The organism is Streptomyces sp. NPDC052043 (genome assembly GCF_044548235.1).
Taxonomy (GTDB): Bacteria; Actinomycetota; Actinomycetes; order Streptomycetales; family Streptomycetaceae; genus Streptomyces.
Window position 1 is genome coordinate 132,745 of record NZ_JBIUBT010000012.1, and the last position, 21,047, is coordinate 153,791.

Annotated in this window: 17 protein-coding genes, 1 pseudogene and 1 riboswitch; of the genes and pseudogenes, 4 read left to right on the forward strand and 14 right to left on the reverse strand. The window is 69.9% G+C overall.

The genetic code is table 11. The features are described from left to right. Nucleotides 1–52: 52 nt before the first annotated feature. Nucleotides 53–361: a hypothetical protein gene (locus tag ACIHCX_RS27955; RefSeq protein WP_400034171.1), complete on the reverse strand. Its 309-nt coding sequence runs from the start codon at nt 359–361 to the stop codon at nt 53–55. Between the two features lie 219 nt (nt 362–580). Here ACIHCX_RS27955 and ACIHCX_RS27960 point away from each other — a divergent pair, with 219 nt between their 5' ends. Then, complete coding sequence (locus tag ACIHCX_RS27960; RefSeq protein WP_400034173.1) at nt 581–1,054, forward strand: carboxymuconolactone decarboxylase family protein; 474 nt, start codon at nt 581–583, stop codon at nt 1,052–1,054. Nucleotides 1,055–1,136: 82 nt separating this feature from the next. Here ACIHCX_RS27960 and ACIHCX_RS27965 read toward each other — a convergent pair whose 3' ends face one another. Both ACIHCX_RS27965 and ACIHCX_RS27970 read right to left on the reverse strand, forming a co-directional pair. After that, entirely contained in the window at nt 1,137–1,490 is a 354-nt protein-coding gene (locus tag ACIHCX_RS27965; RefSeq protein WP_400034175.1) for a DUF4333 domain-containing protein, read from the reverse strand. A 43-nt stretch (nt 1,491–1,533) separates the two neighbouring features. Further along, on the reverse strand, nt 1,534–2,157 hold the full coding sequence (locus ACIHCX_RS27970; RefSeq protein ID WP_400034177.1) for a TetR/AcrR family transcriptional regulator: 624 nt from the start codon (nt 2,155–2,157) through the stop codon (nt 1,534–1,536). Nucleotides 2,158–2,402: 245 nt separating this feature from the next. On the opposite strand from ACIHCX_RS27970, the gene ACIHCX_RS27975 reads away from it, so the two are divergent. Continuing rightward, nucleotides 2,403–4,019, forward strand: coding sequence for an MDR family MFS transporter (locus ACIHCX_RS27975; RefSeq protein ID WP_400034179.1), 1,617 nt, complete (start codon nt 2,403–2,405; stop codon nt 4,017–4,019). Nucleotides 4,020–4,168: 149 nt separating this feature from the next. Here the strand turns inward: ACIHCX_RS27975 and ACIHCX_RS27980 are convergent, their stop codons facing one another. Genes ACIHCX_RS27980 through ACIHCX_RS27995 form a run of 4 tightly spaced genes read right to left on the reverse strand, consistent with a single transcriptional unit; the run spans nt 4,169 to nt 7,684 of the window. After that, the gene (locus tag ACIHCX_RS27980; protein WP_400034181.1) at nt 4,169–4,924 is read right to left on the reverse strand and encodes a (2Fe-2S) ferredoxin domain-containing protein; all 756 of its coding nucleotides are present in this window, start codon (nt 4,922–4,924) and stop codon (nt 4,169–4,171) included. Further along, nucleotides 4,921–5,736, reverse strand: coding sequence for an ABC transporter ATP-binding protein (locus ACIHCX_RS27985; protein WP_400034183.1), 816 nt, complete (start codon nt 5,734–5,736; stop codon nt 4,921–4,923). Before ACIHCX_RS27985 ends, ACIHCX_RS27980 begins: the two co-directional genes overlap by 4 nt. Then, a complete protein-coding gene (locus ACIHCX_RS27990) occupies nt 5,733–6,821 on the reverse strand; it encodes a FecCD family ABC transporter permease (RefSeq protein WP_400034185.1) in 1,089 nt (362 codons plus the stop codon). Before ACIHCX_RS27990 ends, ACIHCX_RS27985 begins: the two co-directional genes overlap by 4 nt. Beyond that, nucleotides 6,818–7,684 (reverse strand): ABC transporter substrate-binding protein, encoded by an 867-nt coding sequence (locus ACIHCX_RS27995; RefSeq protein ID WP_400034187.1) that lies wholly within the window; start codon nt 7,682–7,684, stop codon nt 6,818–6,820. The genes ACIHCX_RS27990 and ACIHCX_RS27995 overlap by 4 nt, the downstream gene beginning before the upstream one ends. 238 nt (nt 7,685–7,922) lie before the next feature. Further along, a riboswitch (cobalamin riboswitch) is annotated at nt 7,923–8,129 on the reverse strand. A 108-nt stretch (nt 8,130–8,237) separates the two neighbouring features. Between ACIHCX_RS27995 and ACIHCX_RS28000 the strand changes: the two genes are divergently transcribed. Next, the gene (locus ACIHCX_RS28000) at nt 8,238–9,365 is read left to right on the forward strand and encodes a MerR family transcriptional regulator (protein ID WP_400034189.1); all 1,128 of its coding nucleotides are present in this window, start codon (nt 8,238–8,240) and stop codon (nt 9,363–9,365) included. 150 nt (nt 9,366–9,515) lie between these two features. On the opposite strand, the gene ACIHCX_RS28005 is transcribed toward ACIHCX_RS28000, so the two are convergent. The 4 genes and pseudogenes from ACIHCX_RS28005 to ACIHCX_RS28020 all read right to left on the reverse strand — a co-directional run bounded on the left by ACIHCX_RS28005 (nt 9,516) and on the right by ACIHCX_RS28020 (nt 11,874). Continuing rightward, nucleotides 9,516–10,286 (reverse strand): hypothetical protein, encoded by a 771-nt coding sequence (locus tag ACIHCX_RS28005; RefSeq protein WP_400034191.1) that lies wholly within the window; start codon nt 10,284–10,286, stop codon nt 9,516–9,518. Between the two features lie 124 nt (nt 10,287–10,410). Next, nucleotides 10,411–10,613: pseudogene (locus ACIHCX_RS28010) on the reverse strand (hypothetical protein); the annotation flags it as partial. A gap of 181 nt (nt 10,614–10,794) precedes the next feature. Continuing rightward, nucleotides 10,795–11,028 carry a DUF397 domain-containing protein gene (locus ACIHCX_RS28015; RefSeq protein WP_400034193.1) on the reverse strand — a complete coding sequence of 78 codons (234 nt, stop codon included), beginning with the start codon at nt 11,026–11,028 and terminating at the stop codon, nt 10,795–10,797. Further along, nucleotides 11,029–11,874, reverse strand: coding sequence for a helix-turn-helix domain-containing protein (locus tag ACIHCX_RS28020; protein WP_400034195.1), 846 nt, complete (start codon nt 11,872–11,874; stop codon nt 11,029–11,031). 215 nt (nt 11,875–12,089) lie between these two features. Here ACIHCX_RS28020 and ACIHCX_RS28025 point away from each other — a divergent pair, with 215 nt between their 5' ends. Continuing rightward, nucleotides 12,090–12,719, forward strand: coding sequence for an ATP-binding protein (locus ACIHCX_RS28025; protein ID WP_400034197.1), 630 nt, complete (start codon nt 12,090–12,092; stop codon nt 12,717–12,719). 220 nt (nt 12,720–12,939) lie between these two features. On the opposite strand, the gene ACIHCX_RS28030 is transcribed toward ACIHCX_RS28025, so the two are convergent. The 3 genes from ACIHCX_RS28030 to ACIHCX_RS28040 form a co-directional block, all read right to left on the reverse strand. Further along, nucleotides 12,940–16,089, reverse strand: coding sequence for a DUF3427 domain-containing protein (locus tag ACIHCX_RS28030; RefSeq protein WP_400034199.1), 3,150 nt, complete (start codon nt 16,087–16,089; stop codon nt 12,940–12,942). Between the two features lie 94 nt (nt 16,090–16,183). Then, the gene (gene eccCb / locus ACIHCX_RS28035; protein ID WP_400034201.1) at nt 16,184–20,536 is read right to left on the reverse strand and encodes a type VII secretion protein EccCb; all 4,353 of its coding nucleotides are present in this window, start codon (nt 20,534–20,536) and stop codon (nt 16,184–16,186) included. 15 nt (nt 20,537–20,551) lie between these two features. Beyond that, on the reverse strand, nt 20,552–20,944 hold the full coding sequence (locus tag ACIHCX_RS28040) for a hypothetical protein (protein WP_400034203.1): 393 nt from the start codon (nt 20,942–20,944) through the stop codon (nt 20,552–20,554). Nucleotides 20,945–21,047: the final 103 nt, after the last annotated feature.

A 21,047-nucleotide genomic window follows, 5' to 3' on the forward strand; every position in this document is an offset into this window, starting at 1 on the left:
CCCCGGCCGCTGCTGCGCTGCGGGCCTACCGGGGCCTACCGGGGCGCGGGGCCTACCGGGCGTCCCGCCGGTCGGCGACGGCCCAGGAGGCGAGGGCGACCGCGCCCGCGACGGTGAACACGGACGGCCAGGCGCCCATCTTCTTGGCCAGCGGATGCGACCCGGCGAAGGCGGCGACGTAGGCGGCGGTGAGCGCCCCCGCGGCCTTCCCGCCGGCCTGCCGGCGCCACTGCCACGCGGAGGCGGCCCCGGCGGCCGCCAGCACGGCCCCGCCCAACTGCCGCTTCCCGGACCACCGGGCCACGCCGTACCCACCGACGAGCCCACTCGCGGCGACCACTGCCGCAGGAACCCTGGCCATCACTGCCTCCCGCACTCGTAGGACAAACCAGGCTAACCCGCGCGTCGTACGGCGAACCGGCGGGCCCGCGGCCCCGGCGGGGCGGTGAGACGCGGGTCACACGAATCGGCCCGGCGGGTCTGTCACACATCGCGGACCGGCGCCGTCGTAGGTATGTAAGCGCAACGAAACCCGGCAAAAACCAAGCGAAGCAGAGCGAACCACCACAAGGAGTCCAGGATGGAAGCCCGTCTCAACCTCTTCGGCAACGCCTTCGCGGCCACGTTCCTCCGGCAGGTCAACGCAGCGGGCAAGACCGTGTCCGACTCGACACTCCCCGCCTCGACCCAGGAGCTGGTGAAGATCCGCGCCAGCCAGATCAACGGCTGCGCCTTCTGCCTCGACATGCACACCAAGGAGGCCGCCCACGCCGGCGAGACGGCCGTACGCCTCAGCATGGTCGCCGCCTGGCGCGAGGCCAAGGTGTTCACCGAGGCCGAGCGCGCCGCCCTGGAACTGGCGGAGCAGGGCACCCGCATCGCCGACGCCGCGGGCGGCGTCACCGACGAGGCCTGGGCCAACGTCGCCAAGCACTACGACGAGGACCAGCTGGCGGCCCTGGTCGCCCTCATCGCCGTGATCAACGCCTACAACCGACTGAACGTCATCATCCAGCAGCCCGCGGGCGACTACGAGCCGGGCATGTTCGGCTGACCCGGACCCCCCGCCGCCCGGGCGGTGGTCCGGCGGGATCCGTTCCGCCCTCCGGCCCCGGCCGCGGCCGCGCGCACGATGGTCAGTTCGCGGCCGGGGAGGCCGTTTCGTCGGCCTTGATGTCGAAGTTGATCTGCTTGCCCTCGACCGAGGTCACCGTGACCGATATGCCCAAGGTGCTGCCGTCCTCCGCCGTGAGCGTGCACCGGGTGGTGGTGCCGACCTTGCCGGCGAGGTTCTCGGGGCAGGTGATGTCCGGTTTCGGTCGGCCCGTCGTGGCGGCGAGCTTCTCGGCGACGGTGTCGGCCAGCTTGTCCTTGGACAGCTTCGGCGTGGAACCTCCGATGTTGACCGAGGCCGAGCAGCCGACGAGCAGCGCACCGGCGGCTACGGCCGAGAGGATCGAAGTCGCTGCGGACAGCCGGGTCGTGGCCATGGTGGACTCCATCTGGGTGGTCATGACAACTGGCCCGGGGAGCCTACCTGCCCTCGGAGCGGCCTGCGGAGCCGTCCGGGGCGGGCTCCGTGTCGCACTCGGCCGGCGGGTTCAGCAGGTGAGCGATGTCACGGGCGGCGGCCACGATCTGCTCGTTGCTCGCGTCCAGGTCCTGGCCCGCGAAGAAGGCGAGGTTGACGCTGAACAGAGCCATGCGGATGCGCAGTGCCTCCTCCACGGAGGCGTCGGGGCCGGTGAGGGCGTCGAAGAGGGCGGTCAGCCGCTCGAAGACGTTCTCCCGGCCGGGATGCAGTTCCTTGACGACGTGCTGGTTGGCGAAGGCGAACCGCACCGCCTGAAGGCCCCGCTGGGAGAGCAGGTCGATCATCCGGTCGATGGCCTGCGCGCGCAGTCGCGGGCCGGGAGGCTGCGTGCGGGCCCATTCGACGAGTTCGTCCAGGGCCTCCAGGTGCTCGGCGAACAGCGAGCGGACGATGTCTTCCTTGCCCTTGAAGTGGTAGTACAGGGCCGCCTTGGTGATGCCCAGGCGCTCGGCGATCTCTCGCAGGGAGGTGGCCTCGTAGCCCTGCGCGGCGAACAGTTCCAGGGCCACCTCGCGGATCTCGGCCTTGGTGTCGCTGCCTCGCCGGTGTCCCGCGCCCGCCATCGCCATCCGCCTTCTTCCGTCCGTGCCGCGTCCGGCCGATCTTCGCCGCCGGGGGGTCTCACTTGCAAGCTTACCGTCCGGCAAGTAACTTACTTGACGGCCGGTAGGTGAAGCCGTGACGCCGTGACTCCGTGATGTCGAAGCAGGCTCGCCCGCACCGCCCGCCCGGACAGGCGCTGTCGGGCGGGTGTGCCACGTGCTGGTCCGCCACCCGCCAGAAATCCGTTCCCGAGAAAGGCACCGCCATGGCGTCGACCGCAGCCACCCCCGACCAGGGGTCACCGCCCCGCTTCACCCACCGCGAGATCATGGTGACGATGAGCGGCCTGGTCATCGCGCTGCTGCTGGCCATGCTCGACAACATGATCGTGGCCCCCGCCCTCCCCACGATCGTGGGCGACCTGGGCGGGCTCAACCACCTGGCCTGGGTGACCACCGGCTACATCCTGGCCTCCACCGTCGCCACCCCGATCTGGGGCAAGCTCGGCGACCTGCTCGGCCGCCGGATCACCTTCCTGGCCTCCATCGTGATCTTCCTGGTCGGCTCGGCGCTGTGCGGCATGTCGCAGAACATGGGCGAGCTGGTCGGCTTCCGTGCTCTCCAGGGCCTCGGCGCCGGCGGCCTGATGGTCGGCGTCATGGCGGTGGTGGCCGAGGTCGTGCCGCCGCGTGAGCGCGGCAAGTACCAGGGCGTGATGATGACCGTGATGCCGGTCGCCATGATCGGCGGACCGCTGGCCGGCGGTTTCATCACCGACCACCTCAGCTGGCGCTGGGCCTTCTACGTCAACCTGCCGCTGGGCGTCGTCGCCCTGCTGGTGTGCTGGTTCACCCTGGCCAAGCTGCCGCGCGGCACCGGCCGGGTGCGCATCGACTGGACCGGAACGGCCCTGCTCTCCGTCTGGATCACCGCGCTGGTCCTGATCACCAGCTGGGGCGGCAACGAGTACGACTGGTCCTCGGCGATGATCATCGGCCTGGCGGTGGTGACCGTGGTGGCCTTCGTCGCCTTCGTGTTCGTCGAACGCCGCGCCGCCGAGCCGATCATGCCGCTGTCGGTCTTCGGCAACCGTGACTTCTCCCTGGCCGGGGCGCTGAGCTTCATCGTCGGCTTCGCCCTCTTCGGCGGAGTGACCTTCCTGCCGCAGTTCCAGCAGTTCGTCCAGGGCTCCTCGGCCACCAACAGCGGCCTGCTGCTGATGCCGATGATGCTCGCCTCGATGGTGACCTCGCTGGCCGGCGGCCAGATGATCAGCCGCACCGGCCGCTACCGCCTCTGGCCCATCGTCGGCACGGTCCTGATGGCCGCCGGACTGGGCCTGTTCGCCACCATGGACATCGGCACCTCCCGCACCGTCACCTCGCTGTACATGGTCGTCCTCGGCGCCGGCATGGGCTGCCTGATGCAGACCACCATGCTGATCGCCCAGAACAACGCCCCGCTCAAGGACATGGGCGCCGCCACCGGCGCCGCCACCTTCCTGCGCAACATGGGCGGCTCCCTGGGCGTCTCCCTGCTGGGCTCGATCTACGCCTCCACCCTCACCGACTCCGTCGTCTCCCACGGAGGCATGGCGGCCGGCTCCGGCGGCTCGGCCTCGGTGTCGCAGATGACGCCGGAGATCCTCAAGAGCCTGCCCGCGGCAGCCCGCCAGGTGTTCCAGCAGGCCGTCACCGACGGCGTCGCCTCCGTCTTCACCTGGGGCGCGGTGGTGGCCGCCGCGGGCCTGCTGATCGCCGTGCTCATCCGCCAGGTGCCGCTGCGGGGCTTCGAGGCACCGGCCCCCGCCGACACCTCCGCACAGCCCGGAGCGGCCCAGGACGACCAGGAGGCCACCGAGAAGGCGCCGGCCGGCAGCTGACGCCCCCTCGCCTCCCCTCTCCGCGCGCGGATGTGCAGGAGAGGGGACTCTCCCTCCCCGTCAGGGGACGGCCGGGGAGGGAACGCCGCCCGGGCCGGTCCGTCACGGACCGGCCCGGGCGGACCGCGTTGGCGCCGCGGTGGCCGTGATCAGCCTTCCTCGCGACCCGTCCGGTCCTTCCTGTGCCGCGGAAGCCGGTGCGCCGCGACCGGCCGGCCGCCGACGAGGTGGTCGGCCACGATCGTGGCGGCCGCCGCCGGGTCCACGTGCCCGTACCAGACGTCGTCGGGCTGCACGCTGACCACCGGCGCCTGGTTGCAGGGGAACTGGCACCCCGTCTGCACCACGAGGACGTCGTCGTCGCCGAGCCCGTGCTCCGCCAACCGCCCCACCAGCGCGCGCACGCTGTCGTCCGCGCCCTTGGCCGTGCAGCGCGGCCCGCGGCACACCAGGACCTGGTGCCGGTGGCCGGTGACCTCCTCCCAGGCCGGAGAGGTGAGGCCGGGCTCCCCGCCGGTGACCGGCCTGACGGACGCCGCGGCCGCGGCCACGGCGTCCGCGGAGTCCGCGAGCCGGGTGGCGACGAGCAGCCCGGGGCGGTGGCCGGCGCGCTCCCGCCACCAGTACGCCGCGATCCGCCGCAGCCAGGAGTGGCCGGGACCCGAGGCCCCGAGGCGGACCCCGATCAGGACGACGGTCTCCGCGCCCGTGTCGGCCAGCCTGGTCAACTCGGCGGACAGGGACGGCTCGCCCTGCTGCAGGAACGCCGTCGTGGCACCCAACGGCGCGGCGGCTCCGTCCAGTTCGGCCCGGCGGTTGGCCTCCGCGAGGGACATGCCGACCAGGACCGTGGCACCGCCCGCGTCGGGGGCCGTTGAGGGGGCGCGCGTACGGTTCCGGCTCATGACGCGGGCCCCTCGGGAAGCAGTCCGTTCCACCGGATGTGCGGTCTGTCGTGCCGCGGGTGCCGCTCCACGGTCGCGTCGACTCCGTAGACGCGCGCGATCGTGGCCGAGGTGAGCACCTCGGAGGCGGGTCCATGGGCCACCAGGCGGCCGTCGAGCAGCACGGCGACGTCGTCGCAGTAGGCGGCGGCGAGTTCGAGGTCGTGCAGGGCCGCGACGGTGGTGATACCGAGCCCGCGTACGCTTTCGAGGAAACCGAGCTGGTAGCGCAGGTCCAGGTGGTTGGTGGGCTCGTCCAGCAGGAGCACCCCGGGTTCCTGTGCCAGGGCCCGCGCGAGCTGGACCCGCTGGCGCTCTCCGCCGGACAGGGACGACCAGGTCCTGTCGAGCAGCCCGCCGACGTCGGTGGCGGCGACGGCCCCGGCGAGCACCGACCGCTCGTGGTCGGCCACCGCGCCCGCCACGACGGGCCACCGGCCGCGGTGCGGCGTGCGCCCCAGGTCGACGACCTGACGCGCCGTCAGCGGCAGTGCGGTGTCGGCCTGCTGTTCCATGAAGGCCACCCGCCGCGCGCGCCGGCGGGCCGGCAGCGCGTACAGGTCGTCGCCGTCGAGGAGGACCCGGCCCGACTGCGGCCGGCGCAGTCCGGCCAGCGCCCGCAGCAGCGTCGTCTTGCCGGCCCCGTTCGGCCCGAGCAGGCCGGTCGTCCTGCCGGGGGCGAAGCCGAGCGTCACGTCCGTCAGCAGCGTGGCGCCGTCGACGCGCACGCCGACGCCCTCGGCGCGCAGCCCCACCGGGTTCGCGCTGATCACGGCCGACCCCCTGCGGCCGACCCGCCGCCTGTCCGGCGCCACAGCAGCCAGGCGAAGAACGGCGCGCCGAGCCCGGCGGTGACGACGCCGACGGGGATCTCCTGGTCCGGGAGCACCGAGCGCGCCACGATGTCACTGCCCACCAGCAGGGACGCGCCGAGGAGCGCGGACAGGGGCAGCAGCAGGGCGTGGCGCGGGCCGCACACCAGGCGGACGACGTGCGGCACGACCAGGCCGACGAACCCGATGACGCCGGTGTGGGCGACCAGGCACGCGGTCACCAGCGCGGCCGTGGCGACCAGGGCCCAGCGGGTGCGTTCGACGTGGACGCCGAAGGAGCGGGCCGCGGTCTCGCCGAACGCGAACGCGTCCAGGTCCCGGGCGGCCGCGACCATGACCAGCGTGCCGGCGACCGCCACCGCGGTCAGGAAGACGGCCGTGCCCCACCGCACCCCGGCCACCGAGCCCAGCGTCCATTCCATGACACCGCGGGCGGCGTTGCGGTCACCGAGGACGAGCACGACGAACGACGTGTACGCGCCGCAGATCTGCCCCACCGCGATGCCGGCCAGCACGGTCCGCGCGGCCGGCAGGGACCGGGTGCGCGCGGCGGCCAGCGCCAGCACGACGACGACGGCGAGCAGGGCGCCGGCGAAGGCGGCCGCCGGGAGCGCGCCGACCGCCGCGGCGCCGGTGGCTCCGACGCCGAGGACGATCACGGTGACCGCGCCGACGGCGGCGCCGTTGGAGATCCCGAGCAGGTAGGGGTCGGCCAGGTCGTTCCCCGTCAGGGTCTGCAGCACCGCGCCGCAGACCGCGAGTCCCGCGCCGGTCGCGGAGGCTCCCAGAACCCGGGGCAGCCGCAGCTGCCAGACGATCTGGTCGTCCAGCAGCGTGACGGGGGAGTCGCCGAGGCCGAGCCGGCGCAGAACGACGCCGGCGACGACGTGCGGCGGCTCGTGGACCGATCCCACGGCGAGGCCGAGCAGGACGGTGACCAGCAGCAGGACCACGGCAACGGTCAGGCCCGCCGCCGCGCGACCCGCTCCCGCGGGCCGTGCGGCGGGACGATCCTCCACCGTCATGAACGCGGGTGCAGCTTGCTCAGGCCGGCCGAGACCAGGGCGGCACCGTCGGCGAGGCGCACGCCGGGCGTCGTCTCGGAGAACGGCACGACCACGAAGGCCTTGTGCCGGACGGCGGTGAGCTTGCTGAGCACCGGGTCGTGCTCCAGGTAGTCGATCCTGGACTGTGCGCTGTCCCAACTGGCGTCCGCGAGCACGATGACGTCCGGGTCCGCCGCGGCCACCTTCTCCCAGCTCACGGTCTTCCAGCCACCGGGCAGCGTGCCGAAGACGTTGTGGGCGCCGACGGCATCGAGCACGAGCTGGGGTCCGCCGTGGCCGGCGCCGACGAACGGGGCCTTGGTGTTCGAGTCGTACCAGAGCACGTTCAGGCCCTTGCCCGCCGCCTCGGCCCTGAGGCCGGCAAGCTGCTTCTGCTCCTTCTGGAGAGCGGCGGCGCGCGGTGCGACACCGAACACCTCGGCGATGTCGCCCACTTCGTCCCACACCGCCTGGAAGGACACCGGCGGCACCTGCTTGCTGTCGGCGCAGCCGAACGGCGAGAGGTAGGACTCGATGCCCTTGGAGCTCAGATCCGCCCGCGTGCCCGCGACCTTGTCGCTGAACGCGGTGGTGTAGGAGGCGTAGAGGAAGTCCGGGCGCGCCGCGAGGAGCTTCTCCTTGGTCGGGTACTCCTTGGACAGCACCGGGACGGCGTCGTAGGCCGACTTCCACTGCGACGGGACCGCGTCGTCGAGGAACGCCGTTCCGGCCATCTGCGACTGGAGGCCGAGGGCCAACGCCACTTCGGTGGCACCCTGGTTGAGGGTGACCAGCCGGCTCGGCGGTGCCGCGACGGTCGTGGTGACGCCACAACTGCTCACGCTCACCGGCGCCGGGCGGCTGCTCCCGGCCGCCGCGGCGGGCTTCTCGGCCGCGGGCGCACCCGTACAGGCGCCGAGCGCACCGACGAGCAGGAGCGCGGCAGCGGCGAGGCCGGGGCGTAGGGGACGCGCGGGGCGTGTGAAACGCGCGGCGCGCAGGGAACGTTCGGCGTGTATGGATCGTACGGATCGAAACGGACGCAGGGGACCGCTGGGCACGATGCTCTCCAAACCCTCGTGGAACATGTCGCGCCGTGACCGGTCTCCTGGCTTCCGCGTCACCGCTCCGAGGCCGACCTTCCCAGGTGGCTCGTTCCCGATCCACCCAGTGGCCCTGACCGCTCCGGGAGCCGTCAGCGAGGGCCGCGGAACTCCGCGGCTACAGTGGCGAGGGCCGCACCGGCTTCCGACCGGTTTCCCGTACACCACGGCAGCCATACGCTACCAAGCCGCTGGTGGCGCGGCTGCGAGAGTGTCCCGTAGGAGAGCACCGCCCTGCGCGACGCGCGGTACCGGCAGCGAAGCGCTTGACCCTCACGTGGCGTCAGGCCGCATGGTCGGTGGCGTGGAAGAGCACCTGACCGTGGGACGTGTGGCCGAGTTGGCCGACGTGACCGTCCGCACGCTGCATCACTACGACGAGATCGGTCTCGTGCGGCCGTCCGCGCGGACCTCGGCCGGGTACCGGGCCTACTCGGCGGGCGACGTGGAGCGACTGCGGGAGGTGCTCGCCTACCGGCGGCTGGGCTTCGGACTGCGCGAGATCGCGGATCTGGTCGACGACCCGGCCACCGACGCGGTCGCCCACCTGCACCGGCTGCGCGGCCTGCTGCTGGAACAGCGCGACCACGCTGCCGCCATGGTGACGGCCATCGACACGGAACTGGAGGCACGGGCCATGGGGATCAGGACGCCGCCGGAAGAACAACTGAAAGTGTTCGGAGCGCAGTTGTACGAAGTCATCGGGTCCGCGTACCCGGCGACGCGGCGTACCGAGCCGCGGATCGCCGCGAGGATCTGGGATGCGCTCGGGGACGCCCGGACGGTACTGAACGTCGGGGCCGGCACCGGCTCCTACGAGCCCCCCGACCGTGACGTGATCGCGGTGGAACCGTCGGCGGTCATGCGGGCACAGCGTCCCGCGGTCGCGGCGCCGTGCGTGGCCGCCAGTGCGGAAAGCCTTCCGTTCGAGGACCAGTCCTTCGACGCCGCGATGGCGGTCAGTACCGTTCATCACTGGCCGGATCCGGTCGCGGGGCTGCGCGAGATGCGGCGCGTGGCCCGCCGGGTGGTGGTGTTCACGTACGACGCGAGTGCCACCGGCTGGGGTGAGCGGTTCTGGCTGACCCGCGACTACCTGCCCGAATTCGCCGACCTGCTCGCCGACTGGCCTTCGCTGGCCGACCTGACCCGCGCGATCGGGGGCCGCGCGGAGCCGTTGCTCATCCCGTGGGACTGCGCTGACGGCTTCTTCGAGGCCTACTGGCGCCGGCCCGAGGCATACCTGGACGAACATGTGCGCCGCGCGGTGTCGGTATGGACCAGAGTCGGGCCGGAGGCCGAGCAGCGGGCGGTCGACAGGCTCCGCGACGACCTCTCCTCAGGCCGGTGGGCCGAGCGCAACCGCGACCTCGTCGCCCTCGACGCGGCAGAACTCGGCCTGCGCCTGCTCGTAGCCTGAACCGGCCGGTCCAGCCCAGCAGCGGCACCAGGGCACCCCCGGAGCGCGCGACGTCCACCTCGGTACGGCGGGCCGCCGCCGCGCCGGCCATGCGGCTCCCCACGTGATCGACCGGACAGCTCGCGGCAAGATCCCCCAAGCGCCGAGCCTCTACTGCTGCTCGATGCTGATGGCGGCGGTGTTTCCGGCGGTGTCCATGCTGAGCGCGACCTTGCCGAATGCGAGATTTTCGACCTGCATGCCGTCCTTGTCGAGCATGGCGGGCAGCTTGGTCTGGATCCAGGTGCGGACCTTGGCGTTGTCGATGCCGTCGAGGTTGGCGGCCGTGACGCAGTCGGTGAAGAGGGCGACCTGCTCGGAGGACCTGCCCTTCGGGAATCCGGCGGCGTTGCAGGACAGGCTGAGGATCCCCCGGTGGGTGTCGGTGATGGCGTGTGCGACGAGGGAGGGGGCGCCCTTGGCTTCGCCGAACCAGTCGCGGGTGGGCGGCAGGCCGGCGATGCTCTCCTTGGCACCCTGCTTCTCCCAGGCGACGCCGTGGCTGGTCATCTTGGCGACCCAGGAGCCGATGTCTCCGCCGAGGGTAGAGGTCCCGGTCTCGGCGCGATCGCTGCCCTCGACGTCTTTGCTCGGGGCATCGCCCTTCTGGGCAGCCGACTTCGGTGACGCGGTGTCGGTCGGGGCGCTGCCCTTGGCGGAGCTGGTGTGGTCGCCGTTCTTGCCGTCTCCGTCGCCGACGACCGAGCCGATGATGCCGATCACGGCGAACAGAGCGAAGACACCGAGACAGCCCAACCCGACGATCTTGCCCGCACTGCGCTTCTTCGGTGGCTGGGGCATGGACACCCCTGGCTGCTGCTGCGGGCCACCCCAACCGGGCTGCTGGGGCTGCTGGGGCTGTTGCGGGTAGTGCTGGTTCATTGGTTCCTCTGGGACAGGTTGTTACGTGTTGCCCTGGTGTGACCAGTGAAGGACGTGTGCAGTTGCCCTGAAACGGTGAAAGTCACCCGATTGAGACCAAACTCGCCGGTGGACCCGCGCCGTGCACGCTGCGGGCCTCGGCGTCCCAGCGGTAGAGCATGATGGTCAGGTGGGGACGGCGGGTGCGCTTCACAGTGGCGAGGGTGCCGAACTGCTGCTCGGCCGAGCAGGGTTGGAGAGAGCCTCGCCGGACAGGACGCGAGGTGCGGGATCAAGGCCAACTGGCTGGACATGCTCGACAGGACCCTGGCATGTCCAACCGGGCACGTCAGTGACCTGACCCTCTGGCCGCCGGAGCGAGAACTCTCGGTCGACGAGGTGGTCGACCGGGCCTTGGTGTATCGGCCGATAGCCCTGTGACACGGCACTGCACGAGACGACAGGCGTGGCTCCGGCCACTGGCGCGGGCGTCGAGGCGCTGCGATGACCAAGTGCGCGATACGTTCTATTAGGGCGTCGAAAAGCCGTGTCCGTAGGCAAGTTGGCTAATGCGCGCACCAGCCACGAAGCCCGTCCAGGCCTCTGCCGACAGGGTGAGGTGTGCCTGCTCGGGCCGCTTGGAGTCCCGCACGAGCACACCGGACGGGACGAAGGCGGCCTCTACGCACTCGGTCGTGTTGCCGCCGCTGTACGACGACTTGAACCAGACGAGGTCGGAGGTGGGTCGGGGACTGACAGGCATTCACAGCTCCTTGCGGGCGCGATGGATCACGGCGGAGGAAGCCTCCATGTCCAACGCTTGTGCGCGGAGGTACTCGAACGCAAGTCTGTATCGCTCCAGTTCCTCGTCCTTCTCCAGGAAGAGCGAGCCGGTGTGAAAGTCGACGTACACCACGTCGAGGGCTGACTCGGTGCCGCCGAGGATCACGAAGCTGCCGAGGGCGGCGGAGTGGGCGCCCTTGGAGAACGGCAGCACCTGAAGCGTGATGTGAGGGGAGTCGTTCGCTTCCAGGAGTCGGCCGAGCTGCTCCTTCATGGTCTCGGGCGACCCGACGACCCGGCGGATGACTGACTCGTCGAGGATTGCCCACAGGCGAGGAGGCTTCGGCCGGTTGAGAATCTCCTGGCGTTTCATGCGGATGTCCACCAGTCGTTCGATCTCGGACGGCTGCAGTGGGATCTCGTTGGCCTTCTGCAGGGCAGTGCTGTAGGCGCGTGTCTGGAGGAGCCCCGGAACGTAGACACACGAGAAGTGGTCCTCGCGTACAGCCTCGTCCTCCAGTGTGAGCAGCAGGTTCATGCTCTCCGGGATGGAGTCGGCGAAGGAACTCCACCAGCCTTGCTGCTTGGCGTCCTTGGCCAGCCTGACCACGGCTTCCCGTTCGGAGTCGGTGGCTCCGTACTCACGGCACAGCGCGTCGACGACGATCCACTTGACCGGGCCCGCCTGGGTCTCGTACCGGCTGACCGTCGCCTTCGACACGTCGACCAGTCGGCCGGCCTCCTCCAGGGTCATCCCCTTGCGCGCGCGCAACTTGCGCAGCATCGCACCCAGTTGACGGCGGCGTGTGGTGGTCCTTACGGACATGGGGCTCCTCTGCGGGTACCCCCGGGCAGCGGCTCGGGGCCTGAACAGGCTAGGCAGCGAGGCAGTCGGCCCACCACGGGATTCACTCGATAGATTCCCGTGAGAAGTTACACAGTGAGAGTTCTCTGTGCCATCCTCGCTACGGGTCGCTACGCAATGCAGCCGTACAGACACGGTGGGCGCAGCATGCGCGTGGCGTGGGAGGAGGGATGCTCATGCCTGGTACCGGCACGAAGGACTGCCCGCACCGTTGTGTTCTGCCCTTTGAAGCACTGCCGGCGGAGGTCCGACTGCTACGGAAGGCTGCTGCAGCGCAGTTGGACCAGTGGGGGGTGCCAGCAGCCGCCGACGAAACGGAGCTGCTTGTCACGGAACTGGCGACGAACGTCATCAAACACGTTGGCGAGGGCGTGTCGGCCACCCTGATCCTTGAGTGGAAGCGCGAGCGGCTGCGGATCGAGATGCACGACAAGAGTTGCGCGCTGCCTTCCCTGCACATCGCTGACTGTGACGAGGAATGCGGTCGCGGCCTGCATCTGCTCGCGGCCATGGCGCTGGACTGGGGGACCGTTGCTACCGCGCTCGGCAAGGCGGTGTGGTGCGAGATTGCACTTGGTTCCGAATTCGCCTGTCGGCGCGTGGAGCGTGCCGTCGCAGCCCTCGAGAGCTACCAGGGGCACAGTGGTTCCGTCCTGGAGGGGCGGCGGTGCGTGACGGTGTTGGAGGAGTCGGCGGTCGAGCTGATTGCCGACCTGCTGCACTGGACGTCCGCGCGCGGCCTGGACCCGGACGACGTGCTGGACCGGGCCCAGATGCATTACGAGGCCGAATCCGCGGTGGCCTAGAGGTTCTGTCCTGGGAAGTTCACCGGGTTGGCTGGCAGGGCTTGCTTTTCTCGCGGGCAGCTGCGAGACGGCGGTGGCGGAGGAGTCGGCGATCAGCGTGATCGGCGATCTCCTCCACTGACTCGGCGCCCATGGCCGGGACCCGGACGAGGTATTGGAGCGAGCCCAGCCGCACTTCCAGGCCGGGGCCGGACCCGCTGGTTGCTAGGGGTGCTGTGGATCAGCTGGACCTGATGGCCGAGTAGGTCCACACGTCGGCCGGGAGGTCGTGCTTCAGACGCCAGGTGATCGCCATCGGCTTGCTTCCCGTGTGGGACTGGTATGTCGCCGGGCCGAGGAGCATCCACGGCTGGGATTTTCCTATGTCGGTGTTCTTGTAGCGCCGCATGAACAGCAGGACGTGGCTACCGCGCTGCTTGTGCTGCTGGTAGCGCATCCCGGTTGGGGAGCTCTCGGCTGTTGAGTTCTGCGACTCCCAGTGGAACAGCGTCGAGCTCAACGCGTAGTCCCTGTACCGGATGGTGGGCGAGAAGTCCTTCTCGTTCTTGTCCAACGTGATGAGCAGGGCGTCCGTCTGGAGGTCCTCGACCCACTGGACGCCCTGCGCGAAGGAGCGGGGCATCTGCCCGCCGAAGCGGGCCACACCGAGGGCGGCGAGGATTTCCGAGCGGTTGTAGGCGCTGTGAACCTTCAACGGGACCTGGCTGAGGTGGCCGGACAGCGCGATGGGGAAGTGGTCGGCCTGCTCGATGACGTGTGACAGCACCTGCCTCAGCTCGTCACGGAACGCCCGCTGAGAGCGAAGGGACTCAAGACCGTCCTGGAAGCTGGTGAAGCCTCCCGCGTTGTCCCAGAGGTTGAAGAACAGCATGCGGGCGTAGGACTGTTCGGCCGGACCCATGCCCTCGTACGGTGGGGCGTCATCGTGGAGGAGGCGGAGGTAGGCGTCCGCGCGCTCCGGATCGTCCACGTGGAGGAAAGCGTGGACCCGCTTGAGTAGCGCCGCTTCCCCATCCGGCGCGGGCTCCTCGATCAGGCCGGCCCGGCGCAGGACGGTCGTCCAGGAGTTCTCGCTCTTGTAGAGCTCCTTGATCTCTCGGCGGCTCTCTCTGAGGTAGTCGGCAAGGCGTGGAGTGCTGTAAGCCCTGACCTCCTTCACCAATGTCTTCACCGTGGCGTTTACCTGGGCCCGGATGTTGTCGAGGATGAGGTCCTTCGACTTGCCCTCCAGGATGATCTGGCAACCGGATGGCAGCTGCGGGAAGTCGTGCTCGATGTGCTCGACGAGCCGGTTACGCGACAGGTTGGTCAGTGCCCGGAACTGCTCCTCGAAGCGGAACTCAGCCCTGTGCTGCCCGATGAAGTCGAGGACGGTGAGCACTGGTTTCGTCTCGGTGCGCCTCAGCCCCCGGCCCAGTTGCTGCAGGAAGACGGTGGCGCTGTTGGTGGGGCGGAGGAGGAGCAGCGTGTCGACGTCGGGGATGTCGACTCCCTCGTTGAACAGGTCGACGGAGAAGATCACTTGGAGCTTGCCCTCGCCCAGGTCGGACAGCGCCTGGGCGCGCACGTCAGCCGGTGAGTCACTGTCGAGCGCCACGGCCTGGAAGCCGGCCGCGCGGAAGAAGTCGGCCATGAAGTGGGCGTGCGCCTTGGTCACGCAGAAGCCGAGCGCGCGCATGGCTCCCGGGTGGGAAACCTTGTCCTGGATCTGCTTCACCACGATCCGGGCGCGGGCGTGGTTGCCCGTGTAGAGGTTGCCGAGCTCCTGGTCGGCGTACGAACCCTTCTGCCAGCCCAGGTTCGTCAGATCGGTGCCGTCAGGGATGCCGAAGTAGTGGAAGGGGCACAGGAGGTCGTTCTCCAGGGCTTCCCAAAGGCGCATCTCAGCGGCGATCCGGCCGTCGAAGAACTCGTCCTGGACGTTGAGTCCGTCCATCCGCTCGGGTGTCGCCGTCAGGCCGAGGAGTTCCTTCGGCGTGAAGTGGTCGATGACCCGCCGATACGTGGTCGCGACGGCGTGGTGGAACTCGTCGATGACGATGATGTCGAAGTGATCGGAAGCCAGTCGCTCAAGGCGTTGGACATTGAGCGATTGGACGCTGGCGAAGACATGGTTCCACTCGCGCGGATCGTGCCCCGCGTGCAGCAGCTCCCCGAACGACGCGTCGTTCAGCACCTCCCGGTAGGTGCGTAGGGACTGCTTGAGGATCTCCTTGCGGTGGGCCACAAAGAGCAGCTTCGGTCGGCTGCCGTCCGTCTTCCGGCACAGGCTGCGGTAGTCCAGGGCGGCCATCACCGTCTTCCCGGTACCGGTGGCCGCGACCAGCAGGTTCCGGTGCCGTCCACGGAGCTCCCGCTCGACGGTGAGCCGCTCCAGCATGTCCCGCTGGTGCGAGAAGGGGCGTACCTCCAGGCCGGACAGGCTGATCTTCAGGTCGGTGGTGGAGTTGGTGCCACTCGCCTGGGACAGCGCCCCGTCGAGGCGTTCACCGTGCAGGTCCGGGTCGTAGGTCTCGAAGGCGGTGTCGTTCCAGTACGAGTCGAAGGTCGCCTCGAACTTGTCCAGTACGGCGGGTGTGGCGACGGACGACAGCCGCACGTTCCACTCCAGGCCGTCGAGCAGCGCGGCCCTGGACAGGTTCGAGCTGCCGACGTAGGCGGTGTCGAAGCCCGTCTCGCGCCGGAACAGCCAGGCTTTGGCATGCAGGCGGGTGGAGCGGATCTCGTAGTTGACCTTGACGGTCGCGCCGAAGTCCCGCACCAGCCGGTCGAGCGCGTGCCGGTCGGTGGCGCCCATGTATGTGGTCGTGATGACGCGGATCGCTACGCCGCGCTCCTTGGCGGCGCGTAGAGCGTCCTCCAGGACCCGGATGCCGTACCACTTCACGAACGCGCAGAGCAGGTCGATACGGTCCGCGGTCGCGAGCTCGGCGCGCAGCTCCCCACCGAGACTCAAGTCCTCTGGCGAGTTCGTGAGCAGCGAGGTCTCGGACAGCGGAGTGAGCGGACGGATCGCGTAGGCGCCTGGTGCCTCTCGCTCGGCGAGGGCGAGCAACTGCCGTGGGCCCTCGGCAACCGTGCTGACGGGCTCGGCGTCGCTGTGGTGGTCCGTACCGGTGGCCAGGGACTCCAGAACCTTGTTGACGAAGGGAACCCGCTGGTCTGTCGGGAGCTGGTTGAGCCTACGGGCGACCACTTCACTGACATGGCGGGCCAGCACATGTGGTGAGGATTCCTCGCTGACCTCGGCGTCGACGGCCTTCCACCCCATGGCCTCGAGCTGCCCCAGCTCATCGTGCACGCGCTGGGTGATCAGCTTCTCGTACACGCCGGCGACCGGCTGTCCCGCATCCTGTGCTTTCGTCACCACGCCCCCCTTGGCCGTATGTCGGTGGCTCTGTTGTAACAGGAGCCACCGACAGCCCGGGGCCCACCAGAAGGTGAGCCAGGGAGTGATGCCGAGCTCACTGTTCCGGCTGCCACCCCACCTGGATCAGAGGTGTGCCCCTGCGGCGGGAGACGAAGTAGCCGCGGCCCGGGGGGAGGGGGCGGGCCCGGACGGTGCCGAGGATCTCGCCCTCGGTGGGGTCGCCCGAGAGGACCACGCCCTGGGCGCCCAGTTCCCTGACGCGCTGCATGAACGGCTCGTAGGCGGCACGGGAGGCGCCGGTGGAGTTGCGGGCGATGATGAAACAGACGCCGACGTCGCGGGCGAAGGGCAGGTACTCGGTGAGGACGGCCAGCGGGTTGCCCGTGGAGGTCGAGACCAGGTCGTAGTCGTCGACGATCACGAACGCCCGCGGGCCGGACCACCAGCTGCGGTTGCGCAACTGCTGCGGAGTGATGTCCGGCGTCGGAGCGCGCTGCTCGAAGAGATCCTTGAGCGCTGTCATGTGCGTGTCCACGGTGCGGGGCACGGCGGCGTACTCGGCCAGGTGTGAGTCCGGGATGCTGCCGAGCAGGGACCGCCGGTAGTCGGCGACGACGATGCGCGCTTCGTCGGGCCGGTAGCGCAGACAGATCTGTTTGGCCAGCAGTCGCAGCAGCGCGGTCTTCCCGGACTCGCTCTCGCCGAGGACCAGGAAGAAGGGGTCGGTCTCGAAGTCGACGAAGACGGGTTGCAGGGTGTCCTCGTCGATGCCGAAGGCGATGCCGTACTCGGGGTGGTCGTAGCCCTTCGGCAGTTGGGCGGCGGGCAGCTCGCGGGGGAGCAGCCGGACCGGTGGGGCCGGCGGACCCTGCCAGGCCTGGGCGACGAACCGGCTCATGGCGGCGGTGGCGTCGGGCAGATCGCCCCCGGGGAGAAGACCGTTGATGCGTGGCGCCGCCGCGATGAAGTGCAGCTTCTCCGGCGTCTGGCCGCGGCCGGGTACGCCCACCGGAACGTGCGCGGCGACGGTGGTGGAGAACTCCGACTCCTTGGGGTCGTCGAGCCGCAGTTCCAGCCGCTGCAGTAGTTGGTCCCTGAGCACCGGACGTACGTCCGCGGCGCGGTGCGTGGTGAGGACGACGTGGATGCCGTGGCCGAGGCCGCGCGAGGCGATGTCGGTGACGGTCTCCTCCATCGTCTCGTAGTCCTGGCGGAAGCCTCGCCAGTCGTCGATGATCAGGAAGACGTCCCCCCATGGTTGGTCGGTGATCTCCCCGAGCGCTCGGCGGCGCCGGTAGGTGGCCATGGAGTCGATGCCGCCCGCCCGGAAGTACTCCTCGCGCCGGGTAAGGATCGCGGAGACCTCCGCCACGGTCCGTCGGACCCGCTCCGGGTCGAGACGGGAGGCGACACCGCCCACATGGGGAAGTTCCGCCACGGCGGACAGGCCGCCGCCGCCGAAGTCGAGCCCGTAGAACTGGACTTCCCGCGGAGTGTGGGTGAGGGCGAAGGACGCCACAAGGGTACGGAGGAGATCCGACTTGCCGGACCGCGGGCCGCCGGTGATCAGCATGTTGCCCGCGGCGCCGGAGAAGTCGGCCATGAGGATCTCGCGTTGCTGCTCGAACGGCTTGTCCACCAGGCCCAGCGGCACGACGAGCTGGGCCGCGTCCGGACGGCCGGGCTGTGTCAGACCACGGCCCTCGACGGCCGTCAGGCCCGGAAGCAGCTCGTCGAGCGTCGGCGTCCGGTCCAGCGGCGGCAGCCAGATCTGGTGGGCCGAGGGGCCCTGGTTCTCCAGGCGGCTCAGGATGACTTCCATCGGTGACTCGCTGTCAGCGGCGCGCGTGTCCGCCCCGCTCCAGCCGGAGGCGTAGGCCGCCCGGAAGCCGACCATGTGGTCCATGTCGTACCTCAGGTAGCCGGAGCCGGGCACCGAGGGCAGCTGGTAGGCGTCCGGCACGCCCAGTACGGCCCGGGACTCCTCGGCCGAGAAGGTGCGCAGACCGATGCGGTACGACAGATAGGTCTCCAGACCGCGCAGCCGCCCCGCCTCCAGGCGCTGGGAGGCCAGCAGCAGATGAATGCCCAGCGAACGGCCGATGCGGCCGATCAGGATGAGCACCTCCAGGAAATCGGGCTCGGCGGACAGCAGTTCCGCGAACTCGTCGATGACCAGGACGAGCGTCGGCAGCGGCAGCAGCGCGGTGCCCGCCGCGCGTGCTCGCTCGTAGTCGTGGATGTTGGCGTAGTTGCCCGCACTGCGCAGCAACTCCTGGCGCCGGTTGAGTTCGCCGCGGATCGAGTCGCCCATGCGGTCGACCAGGGACGGCTCGTCGGCGAGGTTGGTGACGACCGCCGCCGCATGCGGCAGGCGTGCCATTCCCGTGAAGGTGGCGCCGCCCTTGAAATCCACGAGGACGAAATTCAGCGTCTCGGGGGAGTGGGTGACCGCCAGTCCGAGGACCAGGGTGCGCAGCAGCTCCGACTTGCCGGAACCGGTGGTGCCGACGCACAGGCCGTGTGGACCCCAGCCCCCCAGCGCGGACTCCCTGATGTCCAGCATCACAGGGGCGCCGTTGGTGTCGACGCCCACCGGGGTGGTGAGTCTCTGAGCCGACCTCGGAATCCACGCGGACGAGGGGGCGGTCTCCCAGTCCTCGGGGAGCGGCAGCAGATCCAGTAGACGAGGGGTGGGGTCGTCGCTGTCCTTGAAGGTGCTCAGCGGCTGGGCTCCGGGCCGCTGCCACGCCGCGGCCACCTTGTGCAGGAGCGCGTCGAGTTCCTCCCCCTCGTCACCGAAGGAGGACTGCGGGGGCGTGGCCGTTTCCCCCGGGTTGCCCGTTCGGGCCAGGGTGGGGACGGCGAGCCGGACGTAGCGTCGTCCCCGTGTCAGTCCGAACCCCGGTTGCCCCGGCGGGATACCCCCGGCGAGGTCGCTGTCGATCCGCGACTCCCGCGGGTCGGCGAGGGCGAGTTCGACCCATGTGCCGAGGTGCAGGAAGAGGTCCTGGGGCAGGTCCGACCACCGGTCGGCGGAGACCGCGAGGTGGATGCCGTAGTAGACACCCTGCTGAGCGACGCGGAGCAACAGGCGGGACTCGTCGGGATAGCGTGCCGCGAAGTCCGGCCAGGAGTCGACGAGGAGGAACACCTCCCCGTTCGACTCGCCCTGCAGCACTCCCTGCATCCGCTTCTGGCGGAAGACCTTCGGGGACCGGATGCGCAAGGCGTCACAGAGCCGCTCGCGTCGTTTCAGCGTGGCCATGATGCCGTCGACGAGGACGCGTACGTCGTCGCTGCCGGCGTAGTCGGCCACCATGCCCACGTGCGGCAGGGCGTCCAGGCGCATCATTCCGTCCGGTTCGCCGTGCAGCCCGTAGATCTGCACTTCGTCCGGGGTGTGGGTCAGCGCCAGGGAACAGGCGAGGGTGCGCAGGACCGACGTCTTGCCGCTCCACCTGCTGCCCACGACGCCGATGTGCGGCGCGCCCCCGGACAGGTCCAGCGTCAACGTCTCCTGGAGGCCCTGTGCCGGGTCGTACATCCTCCCCAGGGGCACCCTGAGCTGTCCGTTCGGCGGCCAGTCGGGGGCGCACAGACCGCGTTCGGGACTGGCCGCGAGCGCCGGCAGCAACTCGCCCAGGGTGAGGCCGTCGCCCACGAAGGGATCGGCCTCCGCGGCACGCCCCTGGTGCCACAACGCGGCTTTGGCGATGGGGATGTTGCCCTGCACGCCGGAGCGGAACTCGGTCGGTGTCTGCGGGGCCCCGCTGTCCCGGACGTGCCGTTCGATGTGCTGGAACAGCTCGTGCGCGGTGATCACACCGTCGTTGTCGATGTCCGCCCGTCCGGTGCTCAGGCCGTCGATCACCGCTTCGGTGAACACGGAGTGGAAGGTTCCCGAGCGGCTCTTCACCGTCTCGCCCTCGAAGGCGAACTCGAGGACGTCCGAGGCCGTCATGACGTACGTGCCCTTGCCGGCCGCCTGCGCCGACAGCTCACCGTCGTCGGGCGCGAAGGGCGCCATCCCCTGGATGTACGCCCCGCCGAAGCAGCAGTCGAGCAGGAGTACCTTGCGCCGGGCGCGGCAGCGGCTCGTCTGCTCCTCGATGAACCGCGCGGAGATCGCGGTCGACTCGGGCAGGTCCCGTTTGGTGCGCAGCGTCGTGAAGAACAGGCGTCCGTGCTTGTCCCTGATCCCGTGGCAGGACACGTAGATCAGCAGTGTGTCGTTCGGCACGAGATCGCGCAGCACCCGTTCGATGTGCTCCTCGATCTCGGCCTTCGACTCGTTGACCAGCGGGATGACCCGGTCGAAGTAGCCGACCGTCCGGTCTTCCAGCAGCGCGCCCAGACGACGTGCGTCGGACGCGGGAGAGCGCAGGCGGCGCAGCCCGGAGTCGAGGTAGTCGGTGGTGGCGATGAGCAGGGCGACGCGGCTCAAGGTGTCTCCACGTGCCTACGGCTGCCGGCTGCTGCCGGAACGCCGCTGGAGCCACGCCTCGATCAGGGCCTTCTGGTCACTGCCCGAAAGGCCCTCGACGATCAACGAGTCCTCGCCCTCGGTGAGTTCCACCCGCCGGGCCTGCGCCCGCTGCCGCCACTCGCTCACCAGGCTGACCATCGCGTTCAGTGCCGTGCGCGAGAACACCCCGGTGACGAGCAGAGCTCCGAGTGTCGTGGCCGTGCCGCTCTTGGCGCCGATCGGGGCTGCTTCTCCCTCCGGGCGTGCGACGGATTCGGCCGCGTCGAGCAACAGCAACTCCTCCTGCAGGTCACAGGTGAGTGCGTCCGTTTCCTCGGCATCACCGTCCGCCGCCTCGACGGTGACGACGATCCGCATGGGTCGCATGGAGTGGTTCCCCCTGTCGCAGAGCATCAGCCTGACACAGAAACACCCTTGGAAAAACCCTTGTCCGCCTCCCCGTTGACCCTTCGGTGAGGCGAAGGGAACG

Coding starts and splice junctions, on each gene's coding strand:
- ACIHCX_RS27955 (WP_400034171.1), bottom strand. CDS start 361: ATGGCCAGGGTTCCTGCGGCAGTGGTCGCCGCGAGTGGGCTCGTCGGT.
- ACIHCX_RS27960 (WP_400034173.1), top strand. CDS start 581: ATGGAAGCCCGTCTCAACCTCTTCGGCAACGCCTTCGCGGCCACGTTC.
- ACIHCX_RS27965 (WP_400034175.1), bottom strand. CDS start 1,490: ATGGCCACGACCCGGCTGTCCGCAGCGACTTCGATCCTCTCGGCCGTA.
- ACIHCX_RS27970 (WP_400034177.1), bottom strand. CDS start 2,157: ATGGCGGGCGCGGGACACCGGCGAGGCAGCGACACCAAGGCCGAGATC.
- ACIHCX_RS27975 (WP_400034179.1), top strand. CDS start 2,403: ATGGCGTCGACCGCAGCCACCCCCGACCAGGGGTCACCGCCCCGCTTC.
- ACIHCX_RS27980 (WP_400034181.1), bottom strand. CDS start 4,924: ATGAGCCGGAACCGTACGCGCGCCCCCTCAACGGCCCCCGACGCGGGC.
- ACIHCX_RS27990 (WP_400034185.1), bottom strand. CDS start 6,821: ATGACGGTGGAGGATCGTCCCGCCGCACGGCCCGCGGGAGCGGGTCGC.
- ACIHCX_RS28000 (WP_400034189.1), top strand. CDS start 8,238: ATGGTCGGTGGCGTGGAAGAGCACCTGACCGTGGGACGTGTGGCCGAG.
- ACIHCX_RS28005 (WP_400034191.1), bottom strand. CDS start 10,286: ATGAACCAGCACTACCCGCAACAGCCCCAGCAGCCCCAGCAGCCCGGT.
- ACIHCX_RS28015 (WP_400034193.1), bottom strand. CDS start 11,028: ATGCCTGTCAGTCCCCGACCCACCTCCGACCTCGTCTGGTTCAAGTCG.
- ACIHCX_RS28020 (WP_400034195.1), bottom strand. CDS start 11,874: ATGTCCGTAAGGACCACCACACGCCGCCGTCAACTGGGTGCGATGCTG.
- ACIHCX_RS28025 (WP_400034197.1), top strand. CDS start 12,090: ATGCCTGGTACCGGCACGAAGGACTGCCCGCACCGTTGTGTTCTGCCC.
- ACIHCX_RS28040 (WP_400034203.1), bottom strand. CDS start 20,944: ATGCGACCCATGCGGATCGTCGTCACCGTCGAGGCGGCGGACGGTGAT.